Genomic DNA, 21,233 nt, shown 5'->3' on the forward strand with positions numbered 1-21,233 from the left:
CTCAGGCGGCAACGGCCCCCTCCAGCCTCCGCCAGAGGGGTTCGTCCACTGGGAAACCCATCGCCTGCATCAGCCGCATCCGCACCAGCAGCTCCTCCTCCTTGCTCAGCAATCCGTTGGAGAAGCGCGTATCGAGGGACCCGACGCCGCGCACGTGGCTCATCGGCGTCAGGTCCACCGCGCCGAAGCGCCAGATCCCCAGGTCGGCAGCCGCCAGCGGCAGGGCGAAGCGATCGAGGCCATAACCGCTGCGGATGCCAACGGCGAAGGGCATGGCGCGATCGAGCAGATCACGCCGAAGGAAAGGGGCCATGATCTCCACGATGGGCACACGGTGCAGGTGCAGGCCGGGCCGCTGGCGCAGCCAGCCGTACTCGGCGGAGAGGCTGCTGGAGTAGCTCACTGCGGGCTGGGCAGCAGGCAGTCCGTGAATGCGGGCGACCGCCAGGAGCCTGGCGATGGCGCTGGTGCTGAGCAACACGTCGTCATCGACGAAACCGATGTAGTGGCCGTGAGGTGGGAGGGCCAGACGCCGCCAGGCTTCCTCCATCAGTTGCCCCTTGCACTCGGTGGCCACGCTCAGCACCTCCCAGCCGTGGGGGTTGGTGCCGAGCTCCAGTCCCTCGCCGCTCCAGTCGAACAGCACCATGCGGCAGGGCAGATGGTGATCCACCACCAGGCAATGGCGGCCTCGGCGGCAGGCCACCACCACCACATCGTCCGGCCATGGGCCTGGATTGGCCACGGGCACGCCGACATGGAGTGGATCATCGCGGTCGAGCTCGGCCACCGCCGCCGCCATCTCGGGGATGAACTGGTCGCTGTGGCTGCCGAGTACCCAGCGGGCCCACTGCTGCCGCTCAGCCTCCGGCCGGCCGGCCAGCAACGGCGCTTCAGCCCCCAGGTGGGTGGAGACCTCAGGCGGCATCGACGGCATGGGGCAGGGCCGGCTCAGGGGTGGCGGGCTCCGGGGCGGAGGCCACGGCGGCAGGCAGGGCGTCGCCGGGGGCGGCGTGCGCGGCGGTGGGGCGGGGGCCGGGGGCCGGGGCCTGGCCGCGGGCGGGCGGCCTGCGGCACACGTCCTCCACCGCGATCTGGAAGGCCTCCGCCACGCGGCGGTCCTTGAACAGGCGGCCCTTGCGTTCGCGCACCAGGCCCTTCACGTGCTCGTGGAAACCGGGGTCCTGCAACAGCCGCACGCTGGTGGCCACGTAGGCGTCGCGGTCGGCCGCGATCAGCTCGGGGATCTCCATCTCCTGCAGCATCGCCACGGTGTGGCGGCCCCGCATGAAGGCGGTGGGGCAGGTGAGCACGGGGCAGTCGCGGCTGAACGACTGGAAGGAGCTGTTGCCGCCGTTCCAGTCGATCGTGTCGAGGGTGTGGTGGGCGATGTCGAACAGGCCCATGAAGTCGCCGTAGTCGAGGCGGGGCAGGATGCGCAGGTGGTCGTCCATGGCCAGCCCGCGCTGCGCGAAGTGGGGCCGCAGACGGTCGGCAAGGCGCCGGGCCATGGCCGGATGGCCCATCGGACCCACCAGCAGGATCAGCGCCTCGCGGTGCCGGGCGGCGATCTCGGCGTAGGTCCAGTCGTTGCGGGGCACGTACTTGAAGGTGCTCTGCAGCGACACCAGCAGCGGCCGCTCACGGGGCAGCTCGAACGTGTCGAACAGCAGCTGGCCGTCGTGGACGGCGGCGGGAACCTCGTAGTTGAGGCCGGTGCCGGGCAGGCGGATCAGTTCCTCGCTGTAGTGCTCCTCGTTGCCGGGCGGCTCCATACCCGCCGCGCCGAAGAAGTAGTGCATCGTGCGCGAGCCGCTGGTGATCGGATGGCCCCAGCCCTGGGCCTGCACCGGCGCCAGCTGCAGCACCGAGGTGACCTTGCTGGCCGGGTGCATGCCGATGTCGGTGAAGATGAGCAGATCGAGGCGGTCGTCGCGGATCTGCTGCAGCATCGCCCCGGGATCGTCGCTGCGCAGGGGCAGGTGGCGGTAGGTGCCGAGGGCGGCGAAGCGGCGGGTGCCGGAGTCCTCGCTGTCGGCGAGGTTGTAGGAGAAGATCTGGAAGGCGGGATTGTCGGCGATCCCCTCCAGCCAGCCCAGCGCCCAGATGGCGCCGTTGTGGTTGATCAGATGGGGCGAGATCACGCCCACGCGCAACGGTGAGGGATCGTCTGGGTCGCGCTGTGGCAGGGGCTCCATGAAGCGGCCGAGGCGGGGGCGCAGGATGCGGTCGAGCACGCCGGCGTAGAGCTCCTGCAGGGGCCGGTCGTCCTCCATCTGGTAGGCCAGGTAGAAGTTGGTGAGCGCCCAGGTGTGGGCGTAGAGGACGGGCCAGGACGGGTCTTCGCCGGTGATCCCCTCGAGGGCGGCGTGGAGGGCTCGGACGTCGGCGGCCCAGCGCGCCCGGGTCTCGGCCACCTGCGCGTCGGAGCGGTAGAGGATCGGCAGCACGTGCAGACGAGTGATCAGACGCACCCTCTCGTCGGCCTCCGCATCGGCCGCGGCCAGGGCCTCCTCGATGCGGTCGAGCTCGCAGAGACAGCCGAGCACCCCCTGGATGCCCACCACCCTCAGGTTCACGTCCAGATCGAGGGCGAGGAAGCGACGGAACTCCTCCAGCGCCTCCTCGTGGCGCCGGGCCCGCACCAACTCCTGGGCCAGGTTCTGGCGGGAGGGGCGGAAGGCGGCGTCGATGCTGAGGGCCTGGCGGTAGGCGGCGATCGCCTCCTCCCGCTGGCCGAGGGCGGCGAGGGCCAGGCCGAGGTTGTTCCAGCCGTCGGGGTAGGCGGGGGCGAACTGGATACAGAGGCGGAAGGCCTCCACCGCCTCGGCCTCGCGCTGCTGGCTGCGCAGCAGGTTGCCCAGCTGGAAGGCCGCCTGATGCCAGGAGGGCTGATCGCGCAGCAGCAGCCGCAGGGTGCGTTCGGCTTCCTCCGGCTGGCCGGCTTCCATCTGGCCAAGGGCGAGGTTGTGGCGGCACTCGGGGAAGCCCGGGAACAGCGCCAGCGCCTCGCCGTAGAGGCGCAGGCCTTCGACGTTGTCGCCGCGGCTGCGGCAGGCGTTGCCGGCGTTGAAGAGCAGATAAGGGGTGAGGAAGCCAGCGGCCTGGGCGGTCTCGAAGCGGCCGATGGCCTCGTCGTGGCGGCCCAGCATGTGGGCGGCCACACCGGCCAGATAGTGGAGCTCGCCGGCGTGGGGGTGGTGGCCGGCAAGGGCATCGGCCTGGCCGATCACCTCCTTGAAGCGCCGCTGGCCGAGGGCCTCGTAGAGGTGGCCGAGGCCCGCCCCGGGGCTGTTGTGGGGCGGCCAGCCGCCCGGCTCGGGGGGCGTGGCGGCGGGGATGGCGGGCAGCGGCGGCCGAGCCAGCTCGGCGCGGGCCTCGGCCAGCTGCTGCTGAGCGGCGGCCAGCTCAGCCTGGAGACCGGCGATCTGGCGGTTGCGGTCGCGCAGCTGCTGCAGCGGATCCACGAGGGCGTCATCGTCGGCAGCGGCCAGCGGTTTCACCCTGTTGGCACCGCGACGCGGCAGGTCGTAGCCGAAGGCGGCCAGGTCGTCGCCGTAGCGGCGCTCCACGATCGCCAGGCCCTCGGCGGAGAAGGCCTCCTGCCAGCGGCGGCCGAGACGCTGGCGGTAGAGCCGCTCATGGCGGGCCAGTTCCTCGCGGATGGCGGCGAGGCGCCGGGGCGGCAGGCGGTTCTGCAGCAGATCGGGCAGGCGGGCGGCGAGCTCGTCGCGATCGAGCCGCGGCTGCCAGGCGATGGCCTGCGGCTCCAGCAGCGTCACCTGGGGAGCCAGGTGGCCGTCACCGCGCAGCTGCTCCCAGTGGGCGTCGAGGAAGGCGAGGAAGGCGGGGAAGCGGCAGGGCTGCTCGGCTGGTTCGCCGGCGGCCTGCTGGATCGAGGCGTTGAGCGGCGCGTAGGCCGGCTCGGCCAGGTGCAGCTTGTCGTGCCAGAAGGAGAGCAGCCGCTCGGCCGGGTGGCGGGTCACCGCCAGGCGCAGCCAGTCGTCACCGTGCAGGGCCTGCTGGGCGGTGCCGGCATCGAGGGCGGCGAGACTGGGCAGCCCGTGCAGGGCAGGGTGGTGCACCGCCAGGGCCGGGCGTGTTTCGCCGAAGGCGGCCTGCTCGGGGGGCGTGCGGCCGTCGGCGATCACGGCAAGCCGCTTCAGCAGCGTGGAAGCTGCCTTGGGTACGGGACACAGCAGCCAGCGGGCCCCTTGCACCACCAGCAGGGCCTGGCTGAGTGTGGCGGAGGGCAGCATGAGCCGAGCGGGGGCCAGAGGCCAGGGTAAGGACACCGGGAGCCCGGGTCTCGTCAGATCCGCTCCGGGCCGGTGCCGGCGAGCGGCAGGCGCAGTTCCACGCAGGCGCCACCGAGGCCGGCGCTGCGCGCGACGCTGAGGCTGCCCTCGGCTTCGTCCACCACCCGGCGCACGATCATCAGGCCCAGTCCCTGGCCGCCCCAGCTCGAGGCCATCCGGTCCGCCCCCGTCGGCATGGCCCGCGGATCGAACCCCGCGCCGCTGTCCTCCACGCGCAGCAGCACCTCATGGTCAGCGCGCTCCACGCTGAGTCGGATCAGTCCGCTCTCGCCCGCCGCATGGCTGGCATTGAGGAGGAGGTTGCGCAGGGCGACCTCCAGCTGGTTCCGGCCGGCCTGCAACAGCAGCCCAGGGGGGACGGGGTCCACCACCAGCTGCTGGTCGAGGGGATCGAGGGTGGGGGTCAGCTGGCTCACCACCGCCTGGATCGCCGCTCCCATGTCGGCATGCCGGGTGTCGCGCAGCCCCGCCAGGGTGAGGTCCTGGATGGCGCTGGTGATGCACTGAATCCGATCGAGCTCCTGCAGGCCGGCGGACACATCGGCGATCAGCTCGTCCGTTGCAGGGGGCTGGGTGGCGGGGGCGGCCAGCCGGCCCCGCAGGCGATCGAGCAGCAGGTGCAGCCTCAGCAGCGGCTGGCCCACCTCGTGGAGCACGGCGCCGGCGGCGTCGGCCGCCAGCCGCGAGCGCCGGAGCAGCTTCTCCTGCTCCAGCACCATCCCGGACACGTGCAGCAGCAACCCCACCCCGCCGGCGGCCACCAGCAGCAGGGTGAGGCTGAGCACCAGGCGCAGCACCTGCAGGGGCTCCACCAGCTCGGGCACGCTGGCAATCCCCTCAGCCAGCTCGCGGCCCAGGAAGGTGACGACGCCCAGCAGGAGGATCAGCGCCAGCAGTGGACCGAGCAGCACGCCGCGGCGCTCAGCCCAGAGGGGCTGGCCGAGCGGCAGGAGCACCAGCAGCAGCGGCAGCAGCACCAGCGACCCGAGCGAATCCCCCACCCACCAGAACAGGCCGCGGGTGAGCCCGGCCGCCGGGAAACCGGCGGCCGCATGGAACACCAGCACGTAGGTCACCGCCGCCGGCCAGCACCCGGCCGGCCCGGCCCACAGGAGAAAGCGCAGCAGACGGGGTGTGCGGACCAGCGGGTCGCTGAGCAGCCGCTGTCGACGCAGGGCGAAGCGCACCAGCAGCGCCTGGGCGGCGGCTGCCAGCGCCACCGGAACCATGGCGGGGCTGGCAGCGCAGGTTCCGGCGGGATCGCAGGCGCTGGCCAGCAGGTTGCCCACCACCACGGCCGGCGCCAGCACCGGGCCGTGCAGCAGCACCGCGGCGTTGGCCAGGCCCGCCGGCAGCCACAGCGTCACGGCGACCCCCTCCCAGGCGAAGCTGAGCTCGGCCTGCTTCGACAGGGCGACATAGGCACCGGCGGCGGCCAGGTTGAGGGCCAGCGCTCTGCTGATCCCGCGGATGCACTCAGGCACAGCTGCGGCTCAGCTCCCGGGCCATCGCGATCAGCCGCGATCCCTTCAGGCCGAGCCGGCTGGTGATCTGACGACGGTGGGTCTGGGCGGTGGAGAAGGTGATCCCCAGCCGCTCGGCGATCTCGGCGGTGTCGAGGCCCTCACCCAGAAGCAGAAGAATCTCCCGCTGGCGGGGGGAGAGACAGCTGAGGTCGGGCAGCTCGCGGTCGAACTCGCGGCTGAGCGACCAGATGCTCCGCCGCAGGGGTTCCAGCCCCTTGGCCTTGCTGAGCAGGGCGTGGACGTGCGGAACCAGCGGCGCCGGCAGCTGACTGTGGCCCTGACAGCCCGTGAGCACGAGGATGCGCGCGCTGGGTCGGGCCTGGAGCAGCTGTGGGCACAGATCCAGGCCGGACCCGTCCGGCAGGCGAATGTCCAGCAGCACCCAGTGAGGTGGCCGCTGCTCGAGGGCGCGGCGGGCTTCGGCGAGGGTCGCGGCCTGACGCACGGGGTGGCCCCCCGGCACGGGGAGACGCGCCACTTCCTCCACCAGGAAGTCGCGAAGGATCGGGTCGTCTTCCACCACCAGAACGTCGATCACCCTCAACCCAAGGCACAAGGGCAACGCCGATCCTAGATGGGGAGTGCGTCAGCGACACCCAAAAGTTTACAACGGAGAGAGTGCACCCCTACTCACTCGCGAGTAGGTTTCGGTGGCATCCCGTTTGCTTGCTCTGCAGGAGCGAGTCGCCGCATGAACTCTTGGCTTCTGGCTCTCGTGCTCAAGACGGCGGGATTCCGCCGCAGCGGGGTCAGCCAAAGGCGGATGGGCCGCAGCAGGCGCTGGAGCCGCGCCGCCCAGGCGGCATTCGGGGCCTGGGCGGTGGCGGGTCAGCTGGCGCCGTTGGCGGGGATCATGGGTGCAGCCCTGCCTGCAGGCCCAGCAGCGGCCCAGGACCGGTCGATCCCAACCAACGCGGGTAATGCCGGGCCCAATGACATCGGTGACGCCGATTTCAGCGGATTCACCGGAGCTGGGAGTAACCCCAGTGCCACTGGCGACGGGGCCCTCGCCATTGGCCGTGCTGCCGTGGCCAACGGACAGCAGGCGACAGCACTGGGCACCGGAAGCAATGCCACTGGTCAAGGCACCACGGCGGTCGGCACCAATGCCCAGGCCGGTGGAGCCAGCGCCGTCAACGCCACAGCTTTGGGCTCGTCTTCCATTGCCAATGCCACAGGCGCCACAGCCCTGGGCTTTCAAGCGGTTGCATCCGGCCAAGGCTCCACCGCCATCGGTTCCACGGCCACGGCCAGCGGCACGCAATCGATCGCCATCGGACCCGCCAGCAACGCCAGCGGCTTCGAAGCGATCGCCATCGGGGAGCGGGCGAATGCCAGCGGGCGTGATGCGCTGGCAGTGGGCGGGAATGCCATCGCCAGTGGCGACAATGCCGTTGCTCTGGGGGAAGGCGCGGTCGCCAGCGGGATCAGCGCCACGGCACTAGGTGACAGAGCCAACGCCAGCCGCAACTTCGCCACCGCCATCGGCGCCGGTGCCACCAGCACCCGCGACAATCAGATCGTGCTCGGCCGTGCGACCGACACCGTCACCATCGCCAACCTCTCGGGCAGCGGCAATGGCCTGGTGATCGCCAACGGCGATGGCACCCTTTCCCGTTCCACCATCTCCAGCGCGGCGGTCAACAGCCTGAACTGCACCGGCACAGGCGCCAATGCCGTCTGCTATGGACCCGGCGCCAGTGCCACCGGCGACTTCTCCACCGCCATCGGCTCGGATGCCCTGGCCAGCGGCGCCAGCGCCACCGGACTGGGCAACCGGGCCAGTGCCACCGGCGACTTCTCCACCGCAGTGGGTGACAGGGCCATCGCCAACGGCGTGCTAGCCACCGCTTTGGGGTCCCGCGCCAATGCCACCGGAAGCGCGGCCATCGCGGTGGGCTTCCAGGCCAACGCCACCAATGTCAATGCCGTTGCCATCGGCCCTGGCGCAAACGCCACCGGTAATGGAGCCACCGCCGTCGGGGTGAGCGCCAGAGCCGAAAACTTCGGAGCCGTTGCGTTGGGTGGCAATGCTTCCGCCTTGGGAGACCGTGCCGTCGCAATTGGCGTGGCAAGCAACGCACAAGGCGCTGGCAGTGCTGCCTTTGGTGAAGGGGCCAGTACCTCCGGGTTCCTCAGTACAGCCCTTGGAGCTGAATCCAACGCCAGCTTCGCCAACTCCACCGCCCTCGGCACCCGCGCCGTCACCACCCGCGCCAACCAGATCGTGCTCGGACGGCCCGGGGCCTCACCCGGCCCCGATGAAGTCACCATCCCCAACCTCTCCGATCCCGCCGGCGGCACCGCCAACGGCCTGATCTTCGCCAACGGCGACGGCACCCTCAAGCGCTCCGCAGTCAACCCCGACACCCTCAACAGCCTCAACTGCGTCGGCACCGGCACCAACGCGGTCTGCTATGGACCGGGTGCCAGTGCCACCGGTGACTTCACCACCGCCATCGGCGCCGATGCCAATGCCTCCGGCATCGGCGCCACCGCACTGGGCAACGGCGCCACCGCCAACGGCATCGACGCCATCGCACTCGGTGACAGCGCCCAGGCCAGAGGCAACGGCTCCACTGCCATCGGCAGCGTCGCCGAAGCCGTCGGCCGTGATTCCATTGCCCTGGGATCGCTCGCCAAGGCCGACAGCAACTTCTCCACCGCCATCGGTTCGAATGCCCTGGCCAACGGCCTCGGCGCCACCGCACTGGGTCAACAGGCAAGCGCCCTCAGCGATAACTCCACCGCTCTTGGGCAAGGTTCCAGAGCAAGCGGCCTTTTCGCCACCGCCCTCGGCCACTTAGCCAACGCCTCAGGCAACAGCGCCACCGCTCTGGGCGAGCAGTCCAGGGCCATCGGGGATCGGGCTACCGCCCTTGGCGTCCTTGCCGGAGCCTTCGGCAACGACGCCACCGCCCTTGGTACCACGGCCGTCGCCAACGGAAACGCCGCAACCGCCGTTGGTGAAGCAGCGAATGCCCAAGGCAACGGCTCCACTGCCCTCGGCCGACAGGCCGGAGCTCTCGGTTTCAACACCACGGCAGTTGGTTCGCAGGCCATCGCCAGCGGCCAGAACGGCACGGCGCTTGGTGCTGGAGCGCAAACCGGAGCCCTCGGCTTTGACACCGCCCTTGGCTCCGGGGCCATCGCCAACGGCACACAGTCAACCGCGGTAGGTGCCCTCTCCCAGGCCACCGGATCGCGCTCCATCGCGATCGGGCTTTCTGCCAACGCAACGGCAGAAGACGCAACCGCCATCGGCACAGATGCCAAAGCCACGGCCCAGCGCTCCATTGCGCTGGGCTCTGAAGCCAATGCCACGGGCGGTGGCTCCATCGCGATCGGTGCCTTGGCCCGAACAAGCGGCACCGATGCCACGGCCGTGGGGTCCGGGGCCAACGCCACCGGTGTGAACGCTTCCGCTTTCGGTGCCGGAGCTCGCGCCTCCAACGCCGGCTCCACCGCCCTCGGTACGGGTGCCGTCACCACTCGCGCCAACCAGATCGTGCTCGGGCGGCCCGGGGCCTCACCAGGCCCAGATGAGGTCACCATCCCCAACCTTGCCGATCCCGCCAGCGGCAATGCCAGCGGTCTGATCTTTGCCAATGGCGACGGCACCCTCATACGCTCCGCCGTCAACCCCAACGCCCTCAACAGCCTCAACTGCACCGGCACTGGCGCCAACGCCGTCTGCTACGGGCCGGGCGCCAATGCCAACGGCGACTTCACCACCGCCATCGGCTCCGATTCCCTCGCCGACGGCATCGGTGCCACCGCCCTGGGCAGCAATGCTTCGGCACAAGGCAGCCGCGCCATCGCCATCGGTGTAGGCGCCCGGGCCATTGGCAGCAACGCCATGGCACTTGGCGAAAGCGCCCTGGCCAACGGATTCCGTTCCACCGCCGTTGGCTCTTTTGCGAATGCCTCTGGCGGTGGCTCCCTGGCAATCGGCACTTTTGCCAAATCCAACGGCACTGCTGCCACGGCGATCGGCTCCAATGCCTCAGCGTTGTTCGAGGGTTCCACCGCCCTCGGCACCGGTGCCACCACCACCCGCGCCAACCAAGTGGTGCTCGGCCGCTCCACCGACACCGTCACCGTGCCGAACCTCTCCGGCACCGGTGAAGGCCTGATCGTCGCCAACGACGACGGCACCCTCGCCCGATCCGCCGTCAACCTCAACTCCCTGAACTGCACCGGCACCGGCGCCAACGCCGTCTGCTACGGGCCGGGCGCCAACGCCAGCGGGGACTTCACCACCGCCATCGGCTCCGATTCCCTCGCCAACCAGAACGGCTCTACCGCCATCGGTGCCAATTCCGTCGCCAACGGCATCGGCGCCACCGCCCTCGGACGCGGTGCCAGTGCCACTGGGAACTTCACCACCGCCATCGGTGCCAATTCCGTCGCCAACGGCATCGGCGCCACGGCGCTCGGCGCCTTCGCCAACGCCCCCGGCGTCAGTGCCACCGCACTCGGTGAGTCCGCCGTCGCCACCGGCGCCCTCTCCACGGCCGTCGGCGCCAACGCACGCGCCGAGGGCCTTGCCGCCACGGCGCTTGGTGAGGCCGCCAACGCCACCGGCGACAGGGCCACTGCTCTTGGGCAGGCCTCCGTCGCCAACGCCACCGGCTCCACCGCTGTCGGCGCCAGCGCTCGCGCCTCCAGCACCGATGCTACGGCCGTAGGGTCCGGTGCTGAGGCCACGGCCCTGCGCTCCACGGCGTTGGGGACTGGATCCAGGGCGAACTTTGCAGAATCCACCGCCATCGGCACCGGTGCCGTCACCACCCGCGCCAACCAGATCGTGCTCGGGAGGCCCGGGACTTCACCAGGTCCTGATGAGGTCACCATCCCCAACCTGGCCGATCCCGCCAGTGGCAATGCCAGCGGCCTGATCTTCGCCAACGGCGATGGCACCCTCAAGCGCTCCGCCGTCAACCCCAACGCCCTCAATTCCCTCAACTGCATCGGCACCGGCGCCAACGCCGTCTGCTACGGACCCAACGCCGTCGCCAGCGGGGACTTCACCACCGCCATCGGCTCCGATTCCCTCGCCAACCAGAACGGCTCTACCGCCATCGGTGCCAATTCCGTCGCCAATGGCATCGGCGCCACGGCCTTGGGCCGCAACGCCACTGCCAACGGTGTCGGGGTGCTGGCCGTGGGTGAGTTTGCCAACGCCAATCAGTCCGGCGCGGTCGCCATCGGCCGGAACGCCAACGCCAATGGCATCACAGCCGTGGCAGTCGGAGGCAATGCGATCGCCGAGGGCATCAGCGCCACCGCCCTGGGCGAGGGAGCAACGGCCAATGCTGAAAGCGCCACGGCGCTTGGCCGCAAGTCCATTGCCTCAGGGATCGGGGCCACAGCCCTGGGCGAGGGAGCAACGGCCAATGCTGAAAGCGCCACGGCGCTTGGCCGCAAGTCCATTGCCTCAGGGATCGGGGCCACAGCCGTCGGGGTGGAAGCCAACGCTAGCGAGCTTGGTGCCACCGCCCTCGGAGCCAACGCCCGGGCGTTGGGGAGCGCCACGGCCCTGGGTCGTAACGCCAATGCCTCGGGAGGCGGCTCGACCGCCGTCGGGTTTGACGCTAAGGCTTCAGGTAGCGTGGCAACGGCCGTCGGCTTCTTCAGCAACGCCAGCGGCAACGGAGCTACAGCCATTGGCGTGTTTTCCATCGCCACAGGTTCCAATACCTCCGCCTTCGGTCGCTCCGCGGCGGCCCGTGCTGAGAATGCCTCCGCCTTCGGTGCCGGCGCTCAGGCCAATTTCGCAGGATCCACTGCCATCGGCACCAGCGCTGCCACGACCCGCGCCAATCAGATCGTCCTTGGTCGTTCAACAGACACCGTCACCGTTCCCAACCTCTCCGGCGCCGGCAGTGCCCTGATCCTCGCCAACGACGATGGCACCCTCGCTCGCTCTGCCGTCTCCGGCGCCGCCATCAACAGCCTCAACTGCACCGGCAGCGGTGCCAACGCGGTCTGCTACGGGCCGAATGCCGTCGCCAACGGCGACTTCTCCACCGCCATCGGTTCCGATGCCAATGCCATCGGCGAGCGCGCCACCGCCCTGGGCGCCAATGCCACCGCTTCGGGCCTAGGCGCCTCAGCCTTCGGATCCCAGGCCAGCGCCAATGGCACCGGCGCCACAGCCGCAGGCCAGCTGGCGACCGCCTCCGGCACCAATGCCTCCGCCTTCGGTAGTTCCGCTGCGGCGCGGGCTGCCGATGCCTCCGCCTTCGGGGCCGGCGCCCAGGCCAACTTCGCCGGTTCCACCGCCATCGGGGCCGGTGCCGTCACCACCAGGCCCAACCAGGTGGTGCTGGGCCGCGGCACCGATGAAGTCACAGTTCCCAACCTCTCCGGCACCGGGGAAGGGCTGGTGATCGCCAACGGCGACGGCACCCTGATCCGTTCCGCCAACGTCAGTGCCAACGCCCTCAATTCCCTCAACTGCGTCGGCACAGGCGCCGATGCCGTCTGCTACGGCCCCAACGCCGTCGCCGACGGCGACTTCACCACCGCCATCGGCGCTGGGGCCACCGCCAGGGGAGCCGGAGCCTCCGCGTTCGGTGCGGGGGCCTCAGCCAACTTCACCGGTTCCACCGCCCTCGGCACCGGCGCCGTCACCACACGCCCCAACCAGGTGGTGCTCGGCCGTTCCACCGACACCGTCACCGTGCCGAACCTCTCCGGCACCGGTGAAGGCCTGGTCGTCGCCAACGACGACGGCACCCTGGCCCGCTCCGCGGTGAGCCCCAACGCCATCGCCGGCCTCAACTGCACCGGCACCGGCGCCGATGCCGTGTGCTTCGGGCCCAATGCCGTCGCCAACGGCGATTTCACCACCGCCCTCGGCGCTGGCGCCCGGGCCACCGGCACCGGTGCCACGGCGCTGGGCGCCAATGCCCAGGCGGTGTTCCCCTTCTCCACAGCCATCGGCGCCGGTGCGGTCACCACCCGCGCCAGCCAGATCGTGCTCGGCCGCAGCGTCGACACCGTCACCATTCCGAACCTGGCCCGGGGGTCGGCCCTGCTAGGTAGCGAGGCGGTGATCCTGGCCAATGGCGACGGCACCCTGCTGCGCAGCGACCTCACCTACTCCCAGCTCTCCAACGCCATCAACAATCCGCCCATCCCCAATGGCGGTCCCCAGCCACCCATCCCCAATGGCGGCACCCCACCCTCCGGTGGCGGTGGCGGCGGAGGTGGTGGTCCCATCTTCGATCCCACGGCCCTGCGCTGCCCTGGCGCAACCGGTGCCGACGGCACCTGCCTTGGCCCAGGTGCCACGGCCAGCGGCACCGATTCCACGGCAGTGGGTGAGCGCAGCACCGCCAGCGGCCGCGAGTCCACCGCGCTCGGCGGCGGCGCCAGCGCCACGGCACCCCGGGCCACGGCTCTCGGTGCCGGCGCCCAGGCCGATTTCCGGGGCTCCACCGCCATCGGTGCCGGCGCCGTGACCACCCGCACCAACCAGATTGTGCTCGGCACCGAGCGCAGCCGCATCACCGCTCCCAGCCTGTCCGGCGAAGGGCGAGGCCTGCTCCAGGCACGCCCCGACGGCACGATCACCCGCACCGACCTGAGCACCGGCCAGGTGCGCCAGGCCATCACCCAGACCATCCCCCGCATCGAGAACTCCATCAAGGATCTCGGCCGGGCCGTCGACTCCAGCATGGCCATGGGGGCGGCGCTCTCCGCCGTGCCCGAGATCGTGCCCCAGTCCGACGAGAAGGCCCGGTGCGGGATCGGCACCGGCGTTTCAGGATCGGAATTCGCCATTGCCGGTGGCTGCGCCGTGAAGGTGGGCGAGCGGCTCCAGCTCAATGGAGCCATCAGCTACACCCCGTCGATCAACTACGGCTACGGCGAAACCTCGGGTGTCGCCGGCCGGCTCGGCTTCTCCTTCCCCCTCGGTCCGATCAGCTCGTCCCCACAGCCCGCCCCGCAGGGCACCGAGGGCGAACCGCCCGAAGGCGGCAGCCAGGAGGGTCAAGACGAGACCGCCGTGCTGGCGTTGCAGACGCAACTCAACGATGTGGAGGCCGAGTTGGCCCGCCGCGATGCCCAGATCGAAGACCTCAAGCGTCAGCTGCAGGCCCTGGTCGAGTCCCGTCCAGGTGACGACCGCAGCAGGGAACTGGTGGCTCTGCTGCAGAAGCGCATTGAGGAACTCGAGGCCGAGCGGAATCGCAGCGAATCGGAGGATCAACGCCAGAACGGCATGATCCAGAAGCTGCAGAACCAGCTGGCGGTGCAGGAAGCCCGCTTCGCCGAGATGATGCGGCAGTTCCGGGCGCTCATGCCCGGCGGTACGCAACCGGCGGCAGCACCGGATCCCAGCGGGGAGACCATCCCGGTCAGCAACCCGCAGGCGTCACCGTCTCGCCGCTCAGGTCCTCAGGCCTCCCGCTGATCCCCAGCCCACGCCCACTCACCGCTGATTCACCCGCCACCAGCCCGATGCTCCGTTCGCTGCTCCTCGCCCTGCTGCTCACCACTGCTCCCGCCGTCGCCCAGACGCGTGGTCAGCGGGCGCCGGCCCAGGCCCCCCAGCTCACCGACGCCCAGCTGCGCCAGCAGTTCCGGGAGAACTTCCTGCGCGGCTGTCTCTCCGGCCGCACTCAGGGGGTGCGCAACCAGAGCAACTACTGCAACTGCTACGCCAACTCCTACCTGGCCCGCTACGACGGCCGCACGCTCGCGGCCATCACCCAGCTGTCCGAGCAGGCGGGGCAGACGGGCCCCACGCTGGTGGACCTGATGATGAGCCCCGAACGCCAGGGCTGTGCCGCCCGCAGCTGAGGGGCTGCCCCTGCGCACGTTCGGTTGCCTGAGCGACCTTCAGCCAAAGACTGCATAGCCCTCCCCCACCACTCGGCTCAGAGACGCCGCGAACAGAAGACCACCCACAAGGCATGTGATCAGCACCAGCAGGAAGTCCAGACGCAGGAAGCGCATACAAGCAGGATTCCGCTGCATATCGCACGGAATAGACATATAATAACAGGCAAACTGATTAGCCCTCAGACACAGAAACAAGCCGGCAATGACAAACAGCTGTCCCATCACCAGGTTGACCACCCAGTTGCGGACACTCATCGCAATGCTTCCAATCACAACGAATCCAGTCCCAGACCACAATGCCGCACTGGCCAAGGCGAAAGATCTGTAGAGTCTGATCAGCATGGTGATTGAACGAGAGTGCTCCAACGCGATCATCCTGGGGCGGTCGGCGGCATCAGTGGCCTGAGCGATGTCCGTCGCTTGGGCCATCCTGATGCAAGCGTCCAGCTGTTTTTCCAAACGCCAGGCTGTTCTGCAACCAGCAAGGTGTGGATGGCCATGGTCGGTGTGGTTGCCCATGATCAGGGAGACGCCACTGTCCTCCTTGCAGGTTCAGGGATGGAGAGCTGGGTTCACTGATCAGGGGTCGTATCCCAGTAGACGAAGATTGACTGCTTGGCGAGACGGTAGATATGAATATTGCCATTGTCCTCAAGCTGACGCGTTGCCGGCTTGCCATCGGCATCGAGATAGGCATTGGGTTTGTTGCCGTCGGGGGCCAGCTCAACCCGTTGGCCATTCTTGAGCTGGATGCTCACAAAGCCCTGTCGCTGTGAAAACGTGCACAGCCCAGAGGAAGTGGCCCGATCCTCGCCCTTTGGAAACACATCACAACGTGCTTTGACCGTGTCAGCCAGCGCTGAAACTCCGGCAAGAAGCCCTCCAACGCTCAGAAAGCCAAGACTCAGAACAGGGACACAGCGGCGACCAAACCTTGCAAAATTCTGCATCAGCTTCCTCCTGAAGATACAGGGTGAGCAGATCAATTGGACTGTAGGCCTGGATTGTGAGGTCAGCAAGCAGCACGAGTGGTTTAAGAGGACCCTCAAGGCCCACACCTGGGCCGCGCAAGACGAGCAGCAGTGGTCGCCCGATCAACAGGGACAGGGTTGCCGCCATCTCGCCGGCCTTCGAGGACTGACGGCGAGACCGCTGTCTTGACGGTACAGGCCTGCTGCTCGGGGTTGAGACAGCAGTGCTTCTCCTCCCGTTTCCGAGAGGAGAAGCACTGGTTCCTACTTTCTATTGACGGCAATCCCTTTTGGGTGACTTCACGATCGATACCACCCGCCCGTCGCCGACGGTAACTGACATACAGGTCTTTGTCCCGGCATTCCACCACAGGGCCGATGAGCCAAGATTGCCGGAAAATTGATAGCCACGAGATTTCAGTTCGGACTCCGCCGACGATCCCCTCACGCCGATCAGGTCACTCAGGTCAGCACCGGCGTCCGCCTTCTTGCCGCAATCTGCCGCTGGCGACTTCATGATCGACACCACACGGCCTTGATCCACTGTAATGGATGCACAGGTTTTTGTCCTGCGATTCCACCACAAAGCAGACGAGCCGAGATTGCCGGTAAATTGATAGCCACGAGATTGGACTTCAGTTTCAGCAGAAGAACCCCGTACTCCGATCAGATCTGTAAGATCCGGTACGGTGCTTTTGCGCGTGAGCCCCAGAGGAAAGTCCGCAAAGTGCGGCAATGACAAGAACGGAGGAGAAGCTGACTGCTTTCATGAAAGCCCTTCTGCAAGGGAAGCTTGAAACTTTAGTATGCAACTCGGGATGGCAAGCGTCAATCGAGCATCCCAGGGCCGATCACATTCTTCACTCTTTGCCAGGTTAAGTTGTGTTAACTCGCACTGCTTCCAGAAAGGGGGCAAGCGAGGAAACATCGCAGACCTTGCCGTCGCGAACCCATCACCCAGTCACGGAGGTCTGCCCATGGCCGCACGCCCGCAGCACCGTCGAACTGCCGAGCATCGACGCCATCTCAGTTTCAGGTGCCGTTTCAGGTGCCGCATCGAAGAGTGCGAAACTTGGCAGCGCCGGTGGCCCAACCGGCAGGGCCCATGCATCGGATTCCCGCGATGACCTACTGCGTCGGCTACTGGCTCGAGGAAGGGCTGGTGATGGCGTCCGACTCCCGCACCAACGCCGGGGTGGACTACATCTCCACCTACAGCAAAATGCATGTGTTCCAGCCGGCTCCCGACCGGTTGTTCGTGCTGCTGGCGGCCGGTAATCTGGCCACGACCCAGGCTGTGGTGAGCTGGATCCGCCGGGATCTGGACCAGCACGTGGAGGCCGGGGATCAGGGGCACAGTGATCTTCGTCACTGCGACTACCTGTTCGAGGCCGCCGCCTATGTGGGCCGCGTGAGCGTGGCGGTGCAGAAGCAGAACGAGGAGGCGCTGCGCAGCGTGGGCGCCAGCTCGGAGGCCACCTTCATCCTCGGCGGCCAGATCGGCGGCGAACCCCACGGCCTCTATCTGATCTATCCCCAGGGGAACGCGATCATGGCCACCCGCGACACTCCGTATCTGCAGATCGGCGAGAGCAAATACGGCAAGCCTCCGCTCGACAATGTGGGCCACACTCATCTCAGCCTGGATGATGCGGCCAAGCTCTGCATCATGTCGCAGGTGCTCACCCAGCGCTCGAATCTCACCGTGGGCCCGCCCTTCGAGCTGGCGGTGATTCCCACCGGCAGCCTCACAGTCGCCCGGCGGATCAGGCTGGAGGCTGACGATCCCATGCTCGACAGCATGATCGACATCTGGAGCGAGGCCCAGCGCGAGGCGCTCTACCGCCTGCCGCCCTTTCCCTGGCAGGCGGCATGACAGGCCCCTGGGTCTCCACCGGACACCTGCCCACCGGCGAGGTGGTGGAGTCGCTGGTGCAGGAGGCCCACGCCCACTTCGCCGCGGTGGATGAGGGGTGCGTGGCCACCTACATCCCCGCCCTGGCGGCCGCTTCGCCGCAGAGCTTCGGCATCTGCGTGGCCGCCACCAATGGCGCCAGCTTCAACGCCGGCGACAGCACGGTTCCGTTCAGCATCCAGAGCCTCTCCAAGCCGTTCCTGTTCGCGCTGGTGTGCGAGGCGATCGGCGAGCAGCTGGCGCGCGACGCCCTGGGGGTGAACAGCACGGGGCTGCCGTTCAACTCCGTGCTGGCGGTGGAGCGCACGGTGGAGGGCCTCTCCAATCCGATGGTGAACGCCGGCGCCATCGCCACCACCAGCCTGGTGCCCGGCGAGGACGCCGAGGCGAAATGGAGGTTCATTGAAAACGGCCTGTCGCGCTTCGCCGGCCGCCGGCTGATGCTCGACGCCGAGGTGTATCACTCCGAGCAGGCCACCAACTGCAGCAACGAGGGCATCGCCAGCCTGCTCAGCGCCCATCAGCAGCTGTGGTGCGATCCGGCCACGGCGATCGAGCTCTACACCCGCCAGTGCTCCCTGCTGGTGACCGCCCAGGATCTGGCGTTGATGGCCTGCACCCTGGCCAACGGCGGCCGCCAGCCGCTGAGTGGCGAGCAGGTGATCGCGCCGCTGATCTGCCGCCGCGTGCTGGCGGTGATGGTCACCGCCGGGCTCTACGAAACCTCCGGCGACTGGCTGTACCAGATCGGCTTGCCCGGCAAGAGCGGCGTGTCGGGCGGGATGATCACCGTGGCGCCGGGGAAGGGGGCGCTGGCCACCTGGTCGCCGCCGCTCGACGAGGCCGGCAACAGCGTGCGCGGCCAGCTCACCGCCCAGTTCCTCTCCGAGCGGCTGGGCCTCAACCTGTTCGATTCCCGCCCCAGCGGCACGCCGGTGACGGATGCGGTTCGGGCTCGCTGAGGTGACGGTGTGATGCGACGCCTGCTGCTGGTGCTGCTGATGACGCTCCCCACGCCCCTGCACGCCCAGGGTGGCCCGCCTGGCCCGCCTGGCCCGCCACTGTCGCTGCGGTTCGGCGAGCGGGTGTACGAACGGCGCTGGTCGGGCCCGCACCAGCACGAATTCACACCACCCGGCCAGGAGGACCTGAGTCGCTGGACGGACATGGTGACGATCAACACCTATCCGGGGGTGCGCGATGGGGAAGGGCTGGCGGAGGTGGCCAACCAGGTGCTTGCGACTTACACCAGAAACGACGGCAGGGTGCTGCGCACCGCGTCGGTGCCGCGCAGTGCCGCCGGACCCGCCGAGCACCTGATCGTGGCGCTCTTCCCCCGGCCCGAGTCGATTGAGGCGGTGTTCGCCCGCTTTCGCCTCGCCGACGGACGGGGCATGGCGGTGATCGTCAGCCACCGCATCCACGGGCGCGCCGCCGGTGCGGCCATGCAGGCCTGGCTGGAGACGAACGGCGCCGCCGTGGAACGCCGCCTGATGGCGCTCCAGGACATCCCATCCCCCCGCCTGCTGGAGCCGGGCGGTCCATGACCCCTGATCCGGCCAGCCCCTGGCGGGTGGAGATCGTGGAACACGGCCGCAGCGGCAGGGTGGTGTATCAGGAAGCGGCGGGTCAGGTGGCGTTCCACTGGGAGTTCAGCGGCGGCGACGCCATCGCCAGCCTGTGGGTGGGCGCGGCCGAGCACTGGAACAGCCGGGTTCCCTGGGCGGCCGGCCGCCGGGCGGAGATCCTCGAGCGGGTGGCCCTGGAGGTGGTGCGCCGCAGGGCCCCCAGCTGTCGCGCCCTGATCGAGGCGCGGCCGGGATTCATCGAGATCCGCGCTGGCTGAATCGGTGCTGGGTGAACCGTTGCTGGCTGAATCGTCGGTGGCCAGCCCGAGGCCTTTCAGCGCAGAAAGAAGGACAGCGCCACTGCCAGCCCCAGCACCACCACCACGGCCCGAAGCCGCGCGGGGTTGATGCGGCTGGCCAGCCGCCCGCCCAGGGCGCCGCCCGCCAGGGCCGCCACCGCCATCACCACGGCGGCAGTCCAGTGGAGCTGGTCGGAGCCGAGGAAGAGCAGCGCCGCCGCCAGGTTTACCCCCAGCGCCAGGGCCTGTTTGAGCCCATTGAGGCGGGTGAGCGTGTCGCTGAGCAGCACCGCCAGCACCGCCAGCAGGATCACGCTCAGGCCGGCGCCGAAGTAGCCGCCGTAGATCGAGGCCAGGAACACAGGCCCCACCGCCGCCAGCTCCAGGTGATCGTCGCGGCCCGCTTGCTGGTGCGCCAACAGCCAGCGCCGCAGCGGCTCCTGCGCCGCCAGCAGCCCCGTGCCCAGCAGGATCAGCCAGGGCACCAGGCTGCCGAAGAGCTTCTCGCCGCTCACCAGCAGCAGCACCCCGCCCAGCAGTCCGCCAAGGGCCGCCGCCGGCAGCAGCAGCAGGGCACGGCGGCGCTGACCGCGCAGATCCCGCCGCTGGGCGGCCGCCGCTCCGCCGTAGCCCGGCAGCAGCGCCACGGTGTTGGTCACGTTGGCCATCACCGGCGGCAGACCCACGGCGGTGAGCACCGGAAAGCTGATCAGCGAGCCGCCGCCGGCGATCGCGTTCACCAGGCCGGCGGCCACCGCTGCCAGGGCGATCAGCAGCAGGTCGAGGGCGCTGAGCTGGGCGGAGAGGGCCATGGATCGGGGACGGCAATCCCGCAGACGGTGCTCCCGAGCATGTACCCCGTCCGTGACAGCCGGTGTGGTTGCCGCCACCTGGGCCCGGCGGGATGATCCGCCGAGGAGGGCGGCCTCACCAGAGCAACCGCAGGCCGGCGATCAGCAGGGTGATCCCCAGCAGCCGCACCACCACCGCGGCCGGCAGCCAGCGACTGCCGAGCTGGGCGCCGATGGCGCCACCACCCACGGCCGCCAGGGCCAGCCAGGGCAGCGCCGCCGGCAGCTGGGGAGAGACGCTCAGCAGGCCCAGCAGGGCCATCAGCGAATTCACGAAGATGAACACCGCCGAGAGGGCCGCCGCCGTGCGCACCTCCGCCCAGCCGCGGTAAAGCAGCAGGGGCGTGAGCAGCACACCGCCGCCCATGCCGGTGAGGCCGGAGAGCAGCCCGATCACGCCCCCCGCGGCCATGGCGGCGGGCGCTGAGGGCGGCACAACGCGCCCGAGGGCCGGCGCCCGGCCGTCCAGGAAGGGCACCCCGGCGAACAGCAGCAGCACCCCCAGCAGCCGGTTGAACGCCGCCGCCGGCAGGCTCCACCAGCCCCCCAGGAAGGCGGCGGGGATCGAGAGCAGCAGGAAGGGCCGCAGCAGGGGCCAGGAGAAGTGGCCTGCCCGGGCGAAGCGAACCGCCACCACGCTGGAGACCAGCAGGTTGAGCACCAGGGCGGTGGGTTTGATCGTGGCCGGTGCCAGGCCGAACAGCCCCATCACCGCCAGAAAACCGGAGGCCCCGGCCTGGCCCACGCTGCCGTAGAGAGCCGCGATCAGCGCCAGAGCGGCGCACAGCCGCAGCAGGCTGGCGAAATCGATGGGCGGCCCCTGCCCGAGCCGGAACTGGGGTCGTGCTCCCATCCCCGGAGGAGCGGGAGAGGCATTGACAGGGGCCGGCCGGGGTGCGTGACTCCACGACCTTCCCACGCCGTA

The 21,233-nt window shown here is 69.3% G+C and carries 15 protein-coding genes; 6 read left to right on the plus strand and 9 right to left on the minus strand.

The genetic code is table 11. From position 1 onward, the window contains the following. Position 1: 1 nt before the first annotated feature. The 4 genes from KBY90_RS07430 to KBY90_RS07445 are packed head-to-tail and all read right to left on the minus strand — an operon-like array spanning position 2 to position 6,383. On the minus strand, positions 2 to 928 hold the full coding sequence (locus KBY90_RS07430; RefSeq protein ID WP_254967889.1) for a hypothetical protein: 927 nt from the start codon (positions 926 to 928) through the stop codon (positions 2 to 4). Beyond that, on the minus strand, positions 918 to 4,259 hold the full coding sequence (locus KBY90_RS07435; RefSeq protein WP_254967890.1) for a tetratricopeptide repeat protein: 3,342 nt from the start codon (positions 4,257 to 4,259) through the stop codon (positions 918 to 920). The genes KBY90_RS07430 and KBY90_RS07435 overlap by 11 nt, the downstream gene beginning before the upstream one ends. Positions 4,260 to 4,312: 53 nt before the next feature. After that, positions 4,313 to 5,803: an ATP-binding protein gene (locus tag KBY90_RS15085; protein WP_254967891.1), complete on the minus strand. Its 1,491-nt coding sequence runs from the start codon at positions 5,801 to 5,803 to the stop codon at positions 4,313 to 4,315. Next, positions 5,796 to 6,383: a response regulator gene (locus KBY90_RS07445; RefSeq protein ID WP_254967892.1), complete on the minus strand. Its 588-nt coding sequence runs from the start codon at positions 6,381 to 6,383 to the stop codon at positions 5,796 to 5,798. Before KBY90_RS07445 ends, KBY90_RS15085 begins: the two co-directional genes overlap by 8 nt. Before the next feature lie 153 nt (positions 6,384 to 6,536). Between KBY90_RS07445 and KBY90_RS07450 the strand changes: the two genes are divergently transcribed. Together KBY90_RS07450 and KBY90_RS07455 are read left to right on the plus strand one after the other, a co-directional pair. Then, the gene (locus KBY90_RS07450) at positions 6,537 to 14,273 is read left to right on the plus strand and encodes a YadA-like family protein (RefSeq protein WP_254967893.1); all 7,737 of its coding nucleotides are present in this window, start codon (positions 6,537 to 6,539) and stop codon (positions 14,271 to 14,273) included. A 47-nt stretch (positions 14,274 to 14,320) separates the two neighbouring features. Beyond that, the gene (locus KBY90_RS07455; RefSeq protein WP_254967894.1) at positions 14,321 to 14,662 is read left to right on the plus strand and encodes a hypothetical protein; all 342 of its coding nucleotides are present in this window, start codon (positions 14,321 to 14,323) and stop codon (positions 14,660 to 14,662) included. A 39-nt stretch (positions 14,663 to 14,701) separates the two neighbouring features. On the opposite strand, the gene KBY90_RS07460 is transcribed toward KBY90_RS07455, so the two are convergent. The 3 genes from KBY90_RS07460 to KBY90_RS07470 form a co-directional block, all read right to left on the minus strand. Continuing rightward, on the minus strand, positions 14,702 to 15,223 hold the full coding sequence (locus tag KBY90_RS07460; protein ID WP_254967896.1) for a hypothetical protein: 522 nt from the start codon (positions 15,221 to 15,223) through the stop codon (positions 14,702 to 14,704). Between the two features lie 53 nt (positions 15,224 to 15,276). Then, positions 15,277 to 15,654 carry a hypothetical protein gene (locus KBY90_RS07465; RefSeq protein ID WP_254967897.1) on the minus strand — a complete coding sequence of 126 codons (378 nt, stop codon included), beginning with the start codon at positions 15,652 to 15,654 and terminating at the stop codon, positions 15,277 to 15,279. 292 nt (positions 15,655 to 15,946) lie between these two features. Continuing rightward, positions 15,947 to 16,417: a hypothetical protein gene (locus KBY90_RS07470; protein WP_254967898.1), complete on the minus strand. Its 471-nt coding sequence runs from the start codon at positions 16,415 to 16,417 to the stop codon at positions 15,947 to 15,949. A gap of 363 nt (positions 16,418 to 16,780) precedes the next feature. Here KBY90_RS07470 and KBY90_RS07475 point away from each other — a divergent pair, with 363 nt between their 5' ends. The 4 genes from KBY90_RS07475 to KBY90_RS07490 are packed head-to-tail and all read left to right on the plus strand — an operon-like array spanning position 16,781 to position 19,436. Beyond that, complete coding sequence (locus KBY90_RS07475) at positions 16,781 to 17,551, plus strand: 20S proteasome subunit A/B (RefSeq protein WP_254967899.1); 771 nt, start codon at positions 16,781 to 16,783, stop codon at positions 17,549 to 17,551. Then, positions 17,548 to 18,552 carry a glutaminase A gene (gene glsA, locus KBY90_RS07480; protein WP_254967900.1) on the plus strand — a complete coding sequence of 335 codons (1,005 nt, stop codon included), beginning with the start codon at positions 17,548 to 17,550 and terminating at the stop codon, positions 18,550 to 18,552. Before KBY90_RS07475 ends, glsA begins: the two co-directional genes overlap by 4 nt. Before the next feature lie 12 nt (positions 18,553 to 18,564). After that, positions 18,565 to 19,137 carry a hypothetical protein gene (locus KBY90_RS07485; protein ID WP_254967901.1) on the plus strand — a complete coding sequence of 191 codons (573 nt, stop codon included), beginning with the start codon at positions 18,565 to 18,567 and terminating at the stop codon, positions 19,135 to 19,137. After that, positions 19,134 to 19,436 (plus strand): hypothetical protein, encoded by a 303-nt coding sequence (locus KBY90_RS07490; RefSeq protein WP_254967903.1) that lies wholly within the window; start codon positions 19,134 to 19,136, stop codon positions 19,434 to 19,436. Before KBY90_RS07485 ends, KBY90_RS07490 begins: the two co-directional genes overlap by 4 nt. Before the next feature lie 56 nt (positions 19,437 to 19,492). On the opposite strand, the gene KBY90_RS07495 is transcribed toward KBY90_RS07490, so the two are convergent. Then, entirely contained in the window at positions 19,493 to 20,269 is a 777-nt protein-coding gene (locus KBY90_RS07495) for a sulfite exporter TauE/SafE family protein (protein ID WP_254967904.1), read from the minus strand. A 115-nt stretch (positions 20,270 to 20,384) separates the two neighbouring features. Further along, complete coding sequence (locus KBY90_RS07500) at positions 20,385 to 21,161, minus strand: sulfite exporter TauE/SafE family protein (RefSeq protein ID WP_254967906.1); 777 nt, start codon at positions 21,159 to 21,161, stop codon at positions 20,385 to 20,387. Positions 21,162 to 21,233: the final 72 nt, after the last annotated feature.

The organism is Cyanobium sp. CH-040, from assembly GCF_024346135.1.
Taxonomy (GTDB): domain Bacteria; phylum Cyanobacteriota; class Cyanobacteriia; order PCC-6307; family Cyanobiaceae; genus NIES-981.

Bases quoted from the DNA above. Each gene is read 5' to 3' on its own strand.
- KBY90_RS07450 (WP_254967893.1), top strand. From the start codon at position 6,537: ATGAACTCTTGGCTTCTGGCTCTCGTGCTCAAGACGGCGGGATTCCGC.
- KBY90_RS07490 (WP_254967903.1), top strand. From the start codon at position 19,134: ATGACCCCTGATCCGGCCAGCCCCTGGCGGGTGGAGATCGTGGAACAC.
- KBY90_RS07495 (WP_254967904.1), bottom strand. From the start codon at position 20,269: ATGGCCCTCTCCGCCCAGCTCAGCGCCCTCGACCTGCTGCTGATCGCC.
- KBY90_RS07485 (WP_254967901.1), top strand. From the start codon at position 18,565: ATGCGACGCCTGCTGCTGGTGCTGCTGATGACGCTCCCCACGCCCCTG.
- KBY90_RS07435 (WP_254967890.1), bottom strand. From the start codon at position 4,259: ATGCTGCCCTCCGCCACACTCAGCCAGGCCCTGCTGGTGGTGCAAGGG.
- KBY90_RS07500 (WP_254967906.1), bottom strand. From the start codon at position 21,161: ATGGGAGCACGACCCCAGTTCCGGCTCGGGCAGGGGCCGCCCATCGAT.
- KBY90_RS07460 (WP_254967896.1), bottom strand. From the start codon at position 15,223: ATGGGCAACCACACCGACCATGGCCATCCACACCTTGCTGGTTGCAGA.
- KBY90_RS07430 (WP_254967889.1), bottom strand. From the start codon at position 928: ATGCCGCCTGAGGTCTCCACCCACCTGGGGGCTGAAGCGCCGTTGCTG.
- glsA (WP_254967900.1), top strand. From the start codon at position 17,548: ATGACAGGCCCCTGGGTCTCCACCGGACACCTGCCCACCGGCGAGGTG.
- KBY90_RS07455 (WP_254967894.1), top strand. From the start codon at position 14,321: ATGCTCCGTTCGCTGCTCCTCGCCCTGCTGCTCACCACTGCTCCCGCC.
- KBY90_RS07475 (WP_254967899.1), top strand. From the start codon at position 16,781: ATGCATCGGATTCCCGCGATGACCTACTGCGTCGGCTACTGGCTCGAG.
- KBY90_RS07465 (WP_254967897.1), bottom strand. From the start codon at position 15,654: ATGCAGAATTTTGCAAGGTTTGGTCGCCGCTGTGTCCCTGTTCTGAGT.